The sequence below is a fragment of the Methylophaga sp. genome, from assembly GCF_965655755.1.
GTDB lineage: Bacteria > Pseudomonadota > Gammaproteobacteria > Nitrosococcales > Methylophagaceae > Methylophaga.
The window spans coordinates 20,882-34,598 of the sequence record NZ_CBFHHW010000014.1 but is presented as its reverse complement, the minus strand read 5'-3'; the positions used below and the strand labels follow the sequence as shown (position 1 = coordinate 34,598).

Annotated in this window: 11 protein-coding genes; 2 read left to right on the top strand and 9 right to left on the bottom strand. The window is 46.5% G+C overall.

Translation table 11 applies throughout. From position 1 onward, the window contains the following. Positions 1-61 precede the first annotated feature (61 nt). The 8 genes from glmM to carA all read right to left on the bottom strand — a co-directional run bounded on the left by glmM (position 62) and on the right by carA (position 10,173). Complete coding sequence (glmM, locus tag ACTF5U_RS06385; protein WP_438970810.1) at positions 62-1,408, bottom strand: phosphoglucosamine mutase; 1,347 nt, start codon at positions 1,406-1,408, stop codon at positions 62-64. Then, positions 1,401-2,240, bottom strand: a complete 840-nt coding sequence (folP, locus tag ACTF5U_RS06380) for a dihydropteroate synthase (protein ID WP_438970809.1) — start codon at positions 2,238-2,240, stop codon at positions 1,401-1,403. Before folP ends, glmM begins: the two co-directional genes overlap by 8 nt. A 14-nt stretch (positions 2,241-2,254) precedes the next feature. After that, on the bottom strand, positions 2,255-4,159 hold the full coding sequence (gene ftsH, locus ACTF5U_RS06375; protein WP_438970808.1) for an ATP-dependent zinc metalloprotease FtsH: 1,905 nt from the start codon (positions 4,157-4,159) through the stop codon (positions 2,255-2,257). Positions 4,160-4,254: 95 nt separating this feature from the next. Continuing rightward, positions 4,255-4,872: a 23S rRNA (uridine(2552)-2'-O)-methyltransferase RlmE gene (gene rlmE, locus ACTF5U_RS06370; protein ID WP_438970807.1), complete on the bottom strand. Its 618-nt coding sequence runs from the start codon at positions 4,870-4,872 to the stop codon at positions 4,255-4,257. Position 4,873: 1 nt separating this feature from the next. Beyond that, on the bottom strand, positions 4,874-5,335 hold the full coding sequence (locus ACTF5U_RS06365; RefSeq protein ID WP_438970806.1) for a DUF4149 domain-containing protein: 462 nt from the start codon (positions 5,333-5,335) through the stop codon (positions 4,874-4,876). 6 nt (positions 5,336-5,341) lie between these two features. Next, entirely contained in the window at positions 5,342-5,818 is a 477-nt protein-coding gene (gene greA, locus ACTF5U_RS06360; protein ID WP_438970805.1) for a transcription elongation factor GreA, read from the bottom strand. After that, a complete protein-coding gene (gene carB, locus ACTF5U_RS06355) occupies positions 5,818-9,036 on the bottom strand; it encodes a carbamoyl-phosphate synthase large subunit (protein WP_438970804.1) in 3,219 nt (1,072 codons plus the stop codon). The genes greA and carB overlap by 1 nt, the downstream gene beginning before the upstream one ends. Positions 9,037-9,042: 6 nt before the next feature. Further along, entirely contained in the window at positions 9,043-10,173 is a 1,131-nt protein-coding gene (gene carA / locus ACTF5U_RS06350; protein ID WP_438970803.1) for a glutamine-hydrolyzing carbamoyl-phosphate synthase small subunit, read from the bottom strand. A 170-nt stretch (positions 10,174-10,343) separates the two neighbouring features. Between carA and hemB the strand changes: the two genes are divergently transcribed. Together hemB and aroE are read left to right on the top strand one after the other, a co-directional pair. Next, the gene (gene hemB, locus ACTF5U_RS06345) at positions 10,344-11,354 is read left to right on the top strand and encodes a porphobilinogen synthase (protein ID WP_438970802.1); all 1,011 of its coding nucleotides are present in this window, start codon (positions 10,344-10,346) and stop codon (positions 11,352-11,354) included. A gap of 47 nt (positions 11,355-11,401) precedes the next feature. Further along, on the top strand, positions 11,402-12,220 hold the full coding sequence (aroE, locus tag ACTF5U_RS06340) for a shikimate dehydrogenase (RefSeq protein ID WP_438970801.1): 819 nt from the start codon (positions 11,402-11,404) through the stop codon (positions 12,218-12,220). Positions 12,221-12,299: 79 nt separating this feature from the next. On the opposite strand, the gene ACTF5U_RS06335 is transcribed toward aroE, so the two are convergent. Further along, the gene (locus ACTF5U_RS06335; RefSeq protein WP_438970800.1) at positions 12,300-13,439 is read right to left on the bottom strand and encodes an HD domain-containing phosphohydrolase; all 1,140 of its coding nucleotides are present in this window, start codon (positions 13,437-13,439) and stop codon (positions 12,300-12,302) included. Positions 13,440-13,717: the final 278 nt, after the last annotated feature.

The window sequence follows — 13,717 nt, the reverse complement described above, 5'->3', positions numbered from 1 at the left end:
ATTAATTGGATGTATTGTATAACAATTAAGGCCTAGCAAAAAACTGATTGCAAAACGATATTCAGGCTTCCACAATGCCTTTAATAATATCCGCCAGTTCCTGAGCAAGCTTTTTAGTCATTGTCGCGTCGCGACCCTCGACCATAACTCGGATAACCGGTTCTGTGCCTGACGGACGCAGTAATACACGACCTTCATTCCCCAGTCGCTTCTCAATAGAAGCCACGGCAGCAGCAATCTCTTCATTGCTGGAAATATCTACCATTTTGCTAATTTTAATGTTTATCAGTTGCTGAGGATATTTAGTCACCACAGAGCGAAGCGCATGCAAGCTATTCCCTGTCTGGCAAATTTCGGCAAGTACTTGCAATGCAGCGACAATGCCATCACCTGTTGATGTTTTATCAAGGCAGATAATGTGACCTGATGCTTCACCACCAATACGGCCACTGACCTGCTTTAATTTTTCCATCACATAACGGTCACCTACCTGAGCGCGATGCAATGTCATATCAAACTTCGCTAAGGCATGTTCCAAGCCCAGATTCGACATCTGTGTGCCGACGATGTCGGTTTGTTGATCGCCATTACGTTGTCGGGCTCGTGCAATGATAAATAACAGCTCGTCGCCGTCCACAATTTCACCGCGGTGATCAACCATAATGATGCGGTCACCATCACCATCAAGTGCAAGACCAAGGTCAGCTTTATTCTCCAGCACCGCTTGCTGCAACAATCGCGGTTCGGTTGAACCACAATTCTGATTAATGTTGAAGCCATCAGGCTCTGCGCCCATGACTACAACTTCTGCACCTAATTCCCGGAAAACATCTGGTGCCACGTGATAGGTCGCGCCATTGGCACAATCAACAATAATTTTGAGGCCATCCAGAGCAACGCCTGATGGAATGGTACTTTTACAAAACTCAATATAACGGCCCGGCGCATCCCCAATACGATGAGCTTTACCCAACCGTGTGGAATCCACCGTTTCCAGCGGCTGTTCCAGCATCGCTTCAATTTCAAGTTCTATCGAATCCGGCAGCTTGGTACCTTCGGCCGAGAAGAACTTAATACCGTTATCATAATAAGGATTATGTGAGGCGCTGATAACAATACCGGCCTGCGCGTGAAAAGTACGCGTCAGATAGGCCACAGCAGGAGTGGGCATTGGCCCTAATAAATAGATATCGACACCAGCGGCAGACAAGCCGGCCTGAAGTGCAGATTCAAACATATAACCTGAAATACGGGTATCTTTACCTATGATCACCCGACTGTTTTTTTCTTTTGCTAGTACGCGGCCAACAGCCCAACCCAGCTTTAAAACAAAATCTGGCGTGACAACACCATCACCGACCCGGCCACGAATGCCATCCGTACCAAAATAACGTCTTTGTTTAGTCAAAATCTTCTACCTGCCTCACGTGATGGCATAGCTTAACAGCCTGAGCAGTCTCTTTCACGTCGTGTGTGCGTATCAGTTTAGCGCCTTGCCAAACAGCAATGGAAGCTAAAGACAAACTACCCGCGAGTCGCTCATCAACAGACACCTTCAGCATATCGCCAATAATCGATTTGCGTGATACGCCCACCAAAACAGGGTAAGGCAGTGCGGTCAAACGTGATAAGTGTTTCATCAGTCTTAAATTATGGCGTGCTCGTTTACCAAAACCAAAACCGGGATCCAGCATGATTCTTTCAGGCTTGATACCGGCCTGTTGGCAAGCAGCGATACGCTCTAACAAAAATGTTTCAACCTCAGTCACTACATCCTCATAATGCGGCTCTTGCTGCATAGTCTGGGGCGTACCCTGCATATGCATTAAGCAAACGGGCACATTCAGTTCTGCCGCTGTTTGAAGCGCATTTTCACTGCGTAATGCATTGACATCGTTAATAAGTCCGGCACCAGCCTGAACAGCAGCGCGCATAACATCTGCTTTCATGGTATCGATCGAAATCGGTACATCAAGCTCAGCACTGATAGCTTCTATGACCGGCGAAATACGATCAATTTCTTCCTGAACAGGGACAATTTCTGAACCGGGACGGGTTGATTCGCCACCGATATCAAGAATATCAGCGCCCTCTCCAACCAGTTTTAAAGCTTGTTGAAGTGCCGCATCAGGTGAAAAAAACTTACCCCCGTCAGAAAATGAATCGGGGGTAACATTGAGAATGCCCATAATGCGAGGGACGGACAAGTCCAGCGACTTGCCCGCGCAATCAAATAGCACGACGTGTGTTCCTCTTAATGCAATTGGTCAGCCGGTTTGCCTGAAGAGGTTTCCGACTCGTCAGAATCTGTTGTACTGGCTGATGGGGGTGAAGAGCGGTCATTCCAGTCTTTGGGCTCACCTGGCTCGCGTCCTTCCATAATCGCATCAATCTGATCGCTGTCGATGGTTTCATATTTCATTAACAGCTGTGCCATGATATGCAGTTTTTCGGTATTGTCCGTTAACAACTTCTGGGCGCGCTCGTAATTACGGTTAATGACTGCTCTTACATCTTCATCAATTTTCTTAGCCGTTAGATCGGATACAGCTTTATGCTGGGTTACGCTTCGTCCAAGAAAAACTTCTCCCTCATCTTCACCGTAAGACATCGGTCCCATATTATCGGACAGGCCCCATTTGGTGACCATGTTGTGGGCTAACTCTGTAGCGCGCTGAATATCATTCGAAGCACCTGTGGTCACTGCTTCACCACCAAAGATCATTTCCTCTGCCAAACGACCACCATAGAGACTGGAAATCTGACTCTCCAATGTTTGTTTAGTCAGACTGTATTTATCTTCTGTCGGCAAGAACATGGTGACACCAAGCGCACGACCACGAGGTATGATGCTGACCTTGTAGACAGGGTCATGGCCAGGTACGAGACGCCCAACAATAGCGTGACCCGCCTCATGGTAAGCAGTGAGTTCTTTTTCTTTGTCACTCATCACCATGGAACGACGTTCCGCGCCCATCATGATTTTATCTTTAGCGAGTTCAAGATGCTCCATGCTGACCATACGTTTATTTGCACGGGCGGCGAACAACGCAGCCTCATTAACGAGGTTGGCTAAATCGGCACCTGAAAAACCTGGTGTACCACGCGCGATGACGCGCGCATCAACATCTTCAGCAGCAGGCACTTTACGCAGATGAACATTTATTATCTGTTCACGACCCCGAATGTCAGGCAATGGCACGACCACTTGACGGTCGAAACGACCGGGACGCAATAGAGCCGGATCAAGCACGTCTGGACGGTTAGTGGCCGCAATCACGATTACGCCCTCATTGCCTTCGAAACCATCCATTTCAACCAGTAACTGGTTCAAAGTCTGTTCACGTTCATCATTACCACCACCCACACCGGCGCCACGATGGCGACCCACAGCATCAATCTCATCGATAAAGATAATGCATGGCGCATGTTTTTTGGCTTGCTCAAACATGTCACGTACACGGGAGGCACCGACACCAACGAACATTTCAACAAAATCAGAACCTGAGATAGTGAAGAACGGCACTTTCGCTTCGCCAGCAATCGCTTTAGCAAGCAAGGTTTTACCGGTACCCGGTGAGCCTACCATCAGAATACCGCGTGGAATACGGCCACCCAGCTTCTGGAACTTGCCTGGATCACGCAGAAAATCAACCAGTTCAGCGACTTCTTCTTTCGCTTCTTCCACGCCTGCGACATCTTTAAATGTCACTTTGACCTGATCATCACTCAGCATGCGAGCTTTGCTCTTACCAAATGACATCGGGTTTTTGCCGCCACCACCGCCTTGCATTTGTCGCATGAAGAATATCCACACCGCAATCAAAAGCAGCATAGGGAACCATGAGATGAAGATCTGCATCAGAAGACTACTTTTCTCTGCCGGCTCAGCCTGAATACTGACGCCATTATCAAGCAAATCACCAATCAGGCCGGGATCATATTCAGGACTGTATGTTTTAAATTGACTGCCGTCGGTGAGTTCACCTGAAATAGTGCGGCCCTGAATTTCCACATTGGAAACAGCACCGTTTTTCACGTTGCTAATAAAGGTCGAATAGTCCATTTCGCCTGTTTTATTATCTTGAGGACCGAAATTATTAAACACGGACATCAGTACGATCGCGATCACGACCCACAGGACTATATTTTTCATCATGTCATTCAATGTTTGGTACCTCTGATTACCACTTATAATCACATACAGTGATTAAATAAAATTCGAGTAGTTGATAGCAATCTGAAACTACTGTGTTATTTGAGACCTTTACCCAGCAAATAAACTTCCCGACTTCTGGCTCTTGATGCGTCGGGCTTGCGGGTTACCACCTTATTAAAACTATCACGCATTTGCTTTATAAATGCATCAAATCCTTCACCCTGAAACACTTTGACCAGAAAACAACCCTGTTTACTTAAATTGTTCACGGCAAAATCCAAAGCGAGCTCAACCAAGTACATGCTAGCTGGCTGATCGATTGACCCTACACCTGACATATTGGGGGCCATATCCGATAATACAAGGTCTATTTCTCGACCATCCAAAACTTTATTAAGTTCGTCGAGTATGTGATCTTCACGAAAATCACCTTCTATGAAGTGTACGCCGGTCAAAGGCGTCATAGGAAGGATATCAAGCGCAACCACCGTTCCCTCGTCGCCGACCTTGCGAAAAGCATAATCAGACCAACCGCCCGGTGCTGCACCGAGATCGACAACACTCATGCCACTGCGAAGCAATTTATCTTTTTTATCGATCTCATCCAGCTTGAAAGTAGCGCGCGAGCGATGCCCTTCCTTCTGGGCTTTTTTGACGTATTGATCGTCGAAATGTTCTTTTAACCAACCTTGGCTGGATTTACTTTTTGCCATATCAGACCTCGTCTGCTTCTGCACGTTTGTCTGTGGTTAAAACCATCATCAAACCAAACAGGCTGAGTAGCAAATAAAGGTTTTCGCTGAATTTATGTAATCGACCAAAGCGTTCCGCTAGCGCACTATCCGTCTGCCACTCGAGCAGTTTTATCGCCTGCATTTCAGGTTGTAGATAGCCGACAAAGACCAAGCTTAACGCCAGCATGAGCAATAACATCCAACTACGCCAGAATAAATGAAAGCGTTTAAAGCCAAAGATAAATAAGCGGCTTATCAATAAAATCACCGCGGCAGCAATACCCAGCATATTGACAGCAAAAAACAGCTTGCCGGCATAATCGCCGGCAATACTGGAATCAAGATTGGCAAATGCAATGGGCACGGCTAAATAACCAATCGCCCATAGACTTCCCACCCAGAGGGTTAATAAAAGTCTTTCACCGGTATAGCCCGACATCATCTTTCATCAACTCGCGTAGGTAATCTCAATAATTTCATATTCGATATTGCCTCCGGGCGCTTCCACAGTAGCAATATCGTCAATTTCTTTACCAATCAAAGCGCGAGCAATCGGCGATGACACAGAGATACGGTTCAGCTTGATATCAGATTCATAATCACCCACGATCTGATATGACTTTTCTTCATCAGTATCAATGTTTAAGAGTGACACCGTGACACCAAAAACAACACGACCATCTTGAGGCAATGTGGCCGGATCAATCACCTGGGCATTAGACAAAACGCCATCAAGCTCTTGAATGCGACCTTCGATAAAACTTTGCTGCTCTTTTGCAGCATGGTATTCGGCATTTTCTTTTAAATCGCCATGGGCTCGTGCTTCTGAAATTGCTTGCACAACTTCTGGACGTGCAACACTTTTCAAGTGTTTCAATTCCTCTTTCAGTGCTTCAGCACCGCGCAGGGTCATAGGTACAGCCATTAATTCAATTCTCCATGCAACGATTGCAATCTGTTAACGGAAACAATATCTTCGCTGCTCAACGCCTGGATCGTGGCACGTGCGGCCGCTAATGTTGTGGTGTAGTTCACCTGATGTTGTAGTGCAGCACGTCGAATCTCCCGCGAATCCGCAACGGATTGTCGACCTTCAGTGGTATTAACGATGAGATTAATTTCATCGTTTTTGATCATATCAACAATGTGAGGCTGACCCTCAGCTACCTTGTTGACAGGCTCACAGCTTATTCCGGCATCAACCAGCACCTTTTGTGTACCGCGAGTCGCCATCAATGAAAAGCCAAGTGCCGCAAGATCTTTTGCAATTTGAACCGCTGCCACCTTATCAGCTTCACGAACACTGATAAAAGCTTTACCGCCTGTTGGTAGAACTACCGATGCGGCCAGCTGAGACTTGGCAAATGCTTCACCAAAGCTGCGGCCTACCCCCATGACTTCACCGGTCGATTTCATTTCAGGGCCCAGAATAGGATCCACTCCCTGAAACTTAATGAATGGGAATACCGCTTCTTTCACCGAGTAATAACTTGGCACAACTTCTTTATCTATCCCTTGGTCTTTCAGGCTCATTCCGGCCATAGTGCGCGCAGCAACTTTGGCCAGCGGCACACCGATAGACTTGGAAATATAAGGCACAGTCCGTGATGCCCGTGGGTTTACTTCAAGAATGTAAATTTCTTCACCCTTGATTGCAAACTGGGTATTCATCAAACCTTTTACACCCAATTCCAGCGCCATCTGTCGCACTTGCTCACGCAATTGGTCTTGTATCGCATTACTCAGACTGTAGGGTGGAAGTGCACAGGCTGAGTCACCAGAATGCACACCCGCTTGTTCTATATGCTCCATGATGCCGCCGATAAGGACGTCTTTGCCATCACAAATCGCATCCACATCCACCTCAATTGCATCATCCAGGAAACGATCAAGTAATACCGGTGAATCGTTTGAGACTTTTACTGCACTGGTCATATAACGCTGTAGTTCATCCTCGTTATAAACGATTTCCATGGCTCGACCACCCAAAACATATGATGGACGCACTACCAGCGGGTAACCAATCTCAGATGCTAACGCCACTGCGGTATCAGCAGAGTGAGCCAATCTGTTAGGTGGTTGCAACAGGTTCAGTTTATCCACCATTTGCTGAAAGCGCTCACGATCTTCCGCATGGTCAATCGCATCCGGTGATGTACCGATAATCGGTACGCCGGCAGCTTCAAGTGCGCGCGCCAATTTGAGTGGTGTTTGACCACCGAATTGAACAATGACACCTTTTGGTTTTTCGAGATCGACGATTTCCAGCACATCTTCCAGCGTCAGTGATTCAAAATACAGACGATCTGAGGTGTCATAGTCAGTAGAAACTGTTTCAGGGTTACAGTTCACCATAATAGTTTCATAACCGTCATCACGCAGTGCTAACGCCGCATGAACACAACAATAATCAAACTCAATACCCTGACCGATACGATTGGGGCCACCACCTAGAATCATGATTTTGTCGCGATCCGTTGGCTCAGCCTCACATTCCATATCATAGGTGGAATACATGTAAGCAGTACTGGTTGCAAACTCAGCAGCACAGGTATCAACACGTTTATAAACCGGACGGATTTGCATTTCCTGCCGGTATTCGCGCACCTGCTTCTCTGTTTTCTGCAACAGCTTAGCCAGGCGTGAATCAGAGAAACCTTTACGCTTAAGCGCAAACATTTCACTCTGATCCAAATCGTTTAGAGAGCGCTCTTTCAGATTATTTTCAATCTTCACCAGCTCCTCGATTTGCACCAGGAACCATGGGTCGATATGTGAGAGACGCTGTACTTCCTCAAAAGTCATCCCAAATCGAAGCGCATCAGCAACATACCAAAGACGATCTGAACCAGGCAGGCTCAATTCACGACGCAAAGTCTCTTCAATATTTTCTTCGTTGAGATCAATAATCTCAGTCAAGCCATCTTTATCAATTTCCAGACCACGTAATGCTTTCTGCAAAGATTCCTGGAAATTACGTCCAATCGCCATCACCTCACCCACAGACTTCATCTGGGTACTCAGGCGATTATCAGCCTGAGGGAATTTTTCGAAGGTGAATCGTGGCACTTTGGTGACGACGTAATCAATCGACGGTTCAAATGATGCTGGTGTCGCATTACCCGTTATTTCATTTTGCAACTCATCCAGGGTATAGCCAACTGCCAGCTTAGCCGCGACTTTTGCAATCGGAAAACCGGTGGCCTTAGAAGCTAAGGCGGATGAACGTGAGACCCGCGGATTCATTTCAATAATGATTAAACGGCCTGATTCCGGATTAACGGCAAACTGTACATTCGAACCACCGGTATCAACACCAATTTCACGCAATACTGCTAACGAAGCGTTACGCATGATCTGGTATTCCTTGTCTGTCAGCGTTTGTGCTGGCGCGACAGTAATGGAGTCACCGGTATGAACACCCATCGGGTCGAAATTTTCGATCGAACAGATAATGATGGCGTTATCATTATGATCACGCACCACTTCCATTTCATATTCTTTCCAACCGATGATGGACTCTTCGATCAGCAGTTCAGATGTCGGGCTCAGGTACAAGCCGCGTTGGCAAATCTCAATAAAATCCTGCTTGTTATAGGCAATACCGCCGCCACTTCCACCCATGGTAAACGAAGGCCGGATAATCACGGGAAAGCCGAATTTTTCCTGGACTTGAATGGCTTCATCCAGCGTGTGGGCGATATCCGATAGCGGCATATCCAGTCCAATCTTTCGCATCGCAGCACGAAACAAATCACGATCTTCCGCTTTGTTAATTGCTTCGCTGTCTGCGCCGATCATTTCAACGCCGAACTCTTCCAGCACACCGTGTTTTTCTAAATCCAGCGCGCAGTTGAGTGCTGTTTGCCCCCCCATCGTGGGCAAAATGGCATCAGGGCGCTCGGCTTCGATTACCTTACTGACGGCTTCCCAGTTAACTGGCTCGATATAAGTCGCATCAGCCATGTTTGGATCAGTCATGATGGTCGCGGGATTCGAGTTCACCAGAATGACACGGTACCCTTCTTCTTTCAGCGCTTTACATGCCTGTGCACCGGAATAATCGAATTCACAGGCCTGGCCGATAACAATCGGACCCGCGCCCAGAATAAGAATACTTTGAATATCTGTACGTTTAGCCATCGTGTGTTATTTACCTGTCGCTTGTTCGAGTAGATCGATGAAGTGATCAAATAGAGGAGCCGCATCCTGAGGGCCAGGACTTGCTTCTGGATGCCCTTGGAAACTGAATGCAGGTTTGCTTGTGTGATGGATACCCTGCAAGGTGCCATCAAACAAAGAACGGTGTGTCGTTTTTAAGGTATCAGGCAGACTATCTTCATCTATCGCAAAGCCATGATTCTGGCTGGTGATCATCACCAGGCCTGCCAGTAATTCCTGAACCGGGTGGTTGGCACCGTGGTGACCAAATTTCATTTTTACCGACTTAGCGCCACCGGCGAGACCTAATAATTGGTGTCCAAGACAAATACCAAACACCGGCAACTCTTTCTCAAGAAACGTCTGAATAGCCTTGATAGCGTAATCACAAGGTTCAGGATCGCCCGGACCGTTTGATAAGAATACCCCATCAGGGTTCATCGCCAATACGTCTTCAGCTGAGGTTTGTGCTGGCACAACAGTCAGTTTGCAACCTCGCTCGACCAGCATGCGAAGAATATTTTTCTTGGCACCAAAATCATAAGCGACGACGTGGAAACGGGGTGCTTCTGCCCGATTCTCACCATCAAGATGCCAGCAACCTTCACTCCATTCATAGCTCTCTTTGGTGCTGACTTCTTTCGCCAGGTCCATACCTTTGAGACCTTCAAAGCCTTTCGCTGCTTCAATCGCTGCTTTCACATCAATGTTATCGCCCGCCACGATACAGCCTTTCATCGCACCTTTTTCACGCAAACGGCGTGTCAGTGCACGGGTATCAATGCCGGCCAGACCGACCACATTGTGGCGTACCAGATAAGCATCCAGTGACTCTTCACTGCGCCAGCTACTGACCACAGGTGATAGATCCCGAATAATCAGACCACTGACGTAAGGTTTATCTGACTCTTCATCTTCAGAGTTCACACCGACATTACCAATATGCGGATAAGTCAGTGTCACAATCTGACGACAATATGATGGATCGGTCAGGATTTCCTGATAGCCAGTCATTGACGTATTAAACACAACTTCACCGACAGATTGACCAACTGCGCCAATCGATTCGCCGTGATAGACCGTGCCATCTTCAAGAGCAAGTAATGCACTCGTGCGCAAGGGAGACCTCCACCAGATAAAAATAATGGGGCAAACATGACGTTCTCCCCAGACAAAATCTTTGCAATTTTAGCCCATAACTACACTTCTCGTCCACGCCAAAAACGATGACAAGTATCGCCACTGCCGGTAAGATTGAGCGCACAACAAACGGTTTTGAAAGGTATTGGATGTCTGACTTCATTATTCCCCAGTCTGGTTTTCCCACACACAGACCGCGTCGTATGCGCAAAGATGATTTTTCGAGACGGTTGATGCGAGAAAATCAGCTTCATGCGGATGACCTGATTTATCCCTGCTTTGTACTGGAAGGAAACAATCATCGGGAAGCTGTAAGTTCGATGCCGGGCGTCGAACGGCTGAGCATTGATTTATTGCTCAAGGAAGCAGAAACCATTCATGCGCTTGGCATACCAATGATGGCGATATTTCCTGTCATCGACAAAGACAAGAAAACGCTGGATGCGCGTGAGGCGTTTAATCCGGATGGTCTGGTTCAGCGAACAGTAAGAGCATTGCGTCATGAATTTCCTGAACTTGGCATCATGACGGATGTCGCTTTGGATCCTTTCACTACACACGGACAGGATGGTCTGATTGATGACAGTGGTTACATTATCAATGATGAAACTGTCGAAGTCTTGATCAAACAGGCGCTCTCTCATGCTGAGGCTGGGGCTCAGGTTGTTGCACCATCAGACATGATGGATGGCCGAATTGGTGCTATTCGTGATGCACTGGAATTCACTGGCTTTATTCATACCCGCATCATGGCCTACTCAGCCAAATACGCTTCCGCCTTTTATGGCCCTTTTCGGGATGCGGTCGGCAGTGCCGGCAACCTGGCCGGAGGTAATAAATTCAGCTATCAAATGGACCCAGCCAACAGTGATGAAGCCCTGAATGAAGTTGCTCTTGATATTCGAGAAGGGGCCGATATGGTGATGGTTAAACCCGGCATGCCTTATCTCGATGTGCTTTACCGAGTTAAACAAACCTTCCAGAAACCCACCTTTGTTTATCAAGTCAGTGGAGAATATGCGATGCTTCAGGCTGCCGTATTAAACGGATGGCTAGGTAACGACGCCATTATGGAAAGTCTGTTGGCATTCAAGCGCGCGGGTGCTGATGGCATTCTGAGTTATTTTGCGAAAGACATCGCGCAACAACTCAACAATTGAAACCGACCTCTGTGCCAAAATTATTCTAGAGAGATTAACCATAACTTATGACCGACAAATATGCCGTTATTGGCCATCCCATCAGTCACAGTAAATCACCGTTGATACACAGCGAATTTGCTAAACAGACTGAGCAGGATATTGAATACACAGCAATTGAAGTGCCACTCAATGGATTGGCAAACAGCCTTAAACAACTCCACGATATATTGAAATTTAAAGGAATCAATATCACCGTGCCATTCAAGGAAGAAGCTTGGCAGTTAGTGGATGAAAAATCGGAGCGTGCCCAGCGAGCAGGTGCCATTAATACGCTCATATTTAAGAGTGATGGCAGTCTTTACGGTGAAAACACTGATGGACTGGGCCTTTGTCAAGATCTGCTCAACAATCATATCGCCCTCAAAGGTCAGCGTATATTGCTACTCGGTGCCGGTGGCGCAGCACGGGGAGTCATCGAGCCATTACTCAGTTACCAACCAAAAGAACTGTTTATAGCCAACCGCACAGTCAGCAAAGCCGAACAACTAGCCGCTCTCTTCGCAGACTTAGGCCCTGTAAAAGGCGGTGGATTTAACGCTATCCAACCTGAGTTTGATCTGGTGATTAATGCCACCGCGGCAAGTTTACAAGGCGAAGTACCGCCCCTGCCGGATAAGCTGCTTGCCGCTAACGCCAGTTGCTACGACATGATGTACAGCGAGAACGACACAGCTTTTATCACTTGGGCAAAGAATCACGGAGCCGGCAAAGCTATAGACGGACTAGGTATGTTGGTTGAACAAGCCGCGGAAGCGTTTCTGATCTGGCGGAATATCAAACCAGATACCCAAGCAATTATTAAAAGCATTCGTGAGCATCTGTAGCATCGCGCTAGTTCATCGATAACTTATTTTTGACTCTCTTGAAAATAGAAATAAAAACAAATTAGTTGTCCAGACACCCTTAGCTATAAAGGCTTTCTTGAAAATAGCGCTGTATATCTTGTACTTGTTCAATATTATCATTCAGCGCATTGACGCAGTCCTGATCAATACTTTCACCGGCAAGTTCCTGTAATTTGGCTAGTGCCTTATCGTTGGTCCACGCCTTCTTATAAGGACGCTCGCTGGTTAACGCATCAAAGATGTCTGCAACGGCAATAATTTTTGCTTCCAAGGGTATTTCATCACCCGTCATGCCTGAAGGATATCCCATACCATTGATTGTCTCATGGTGAAATTCAGCAATATTACGCACGATATCAACATGCGCAATACCTTTAAGGCCGAAATTACAGAGAATATCATCAATCATTTCTCGGCCTTTAATTGTATGTGTTTTCATTATTTCCATCTCAGTCTCATTCAGCTTACTTGGTTTAAGCAGTATATGGTCAGGAATGGCAATCTTGCCGATATCATGTAACGGCGCATACATAAAAACGTGCTCAATATAGTCATCGGACAGCTTATATTTATCCGCTAGGCTTTTCGCAATCAGCCGACTGTAGCGGGACATACGATCAAGATGAGAGCCTGTTTCTGGATCACGCAGATGGGCAATGTGGGTGGCTGTTTTAAATGCCGCGGTCAGCGTTTTGATAGTGCTCAACTCTGATATAACCATCAGCGCCAACATATGGCCGAACACATCGAGCTGATCAAGCGTTTTCCGATCAAAAACATCCGCTGCACTCGAATTGAAAAACAAAAGGCCGAAAAAAGCGCCATGATTATACATTGGCATCGTATAACTGGCTTCATACTCGCCTTGTTGCAATTGCTTGCTGTGGGACCGTTCCGAATGGGCATATGTCAGTAAATTATTAACAACACGCGGCCTGCCCTTGTCATAAATTTCTTTTAAAGAATGGATATCATCCAACCGGGCTTCATAATTGTTAAGCGAAACGTCCTTATCACTGCTATCAAGAAAAGTTTTCAACACTCGCGTTTCAGGATCAAAAATAGTGACAGAGATACGAACGATAAACGGCAGGCTTTGCTTAATAACCTGATGCACACTTATCAACTTTTCTCTTAGCGAAAGGTGCTTGTTTAAGTCCGCCAGCAAGTCATCGTGCTCAAATTTTTTCCTTGTCATTTGACTTCACCTCTCACCAACAAACAAAGCATGTTTTTGACTGGAATTGTATGTGAACAGTATTTTTAGGAATGCTGCTCCATATCAAAATGCCCCTTTTTCCCGCCAACGGATGATCCTTACTTAATATGACTGTAACACTTGGGCTAGACTCACCTTATCAGCAAATAATCTTCAGCAGTCTAGTGTTCATACTCGTGCTATACACTCATGAATAGACTTAAAATATAGTCGTTTCATCTAACAAAGAAAAACAACCCCACCGCAGAGGAGTTAAT

What these genes read in the sequence shown, in the direction of transcription:
- ACTF5U_RS06335 (WP_438970800.1), bottom strand. Translation starts at nt 13,439, where the DNA reads ATGACAAGGAAAAAATTTGAGCACGATGACTTGCTGGCGGACTTAAAC.
- rlmE (WP_438970807.1), bottom strand. Translation starts at nt 4,872, where the DNA reads ATGGCAAAAAGTAAATCCAGCCAAGGTTGGTTAAAAGAACATTTCGAC.
- ACTF5U_RS06365 (WP_438970806.1), bottom strand. Translation starts at nt 5,335, where the DNA reads ATGATGTCGGGCTATACCGGTGAAAGACTTTTATTAACCCTCTGGGTG.
- ftsH (WP_438970808.1), bottom strand. Translation starts at nt 4,159, where the DNA reads ATGATGAAAAATATAGTCCTGTGGGTCGTGATCGCGATCGTACTGATG.
- greA (WP_438970805.1), bottom strand. Translation starts at nt 5,818, where the DNA reads ATGGCTGTACCTATGACCCTGCGCGGTGCTGAAGCACTGAAAGAGGAA.
- aroE (WP_438970801.1), top strand. Translation starts at nt 11,402, where the DNA reads ATGACCGACAAATATGCCGTTATTGGCCATCCCATCAGTCACAGTAAA.
- hemB (WP_438970802.1), top strand. Translation starts at nt 10,344, where the DNA reads ATGTCTGACTTCATTATTCCCCAGTCTGGTTTTCCCACACACAGACCG.
- carB (WP_438970804.1), bottom strand. Translation starts at nt 9,036, where the DNA reads ATGGCTAAACGTACAGATATTCAAAGTATTCTTATTCTGGGCGCGGGT.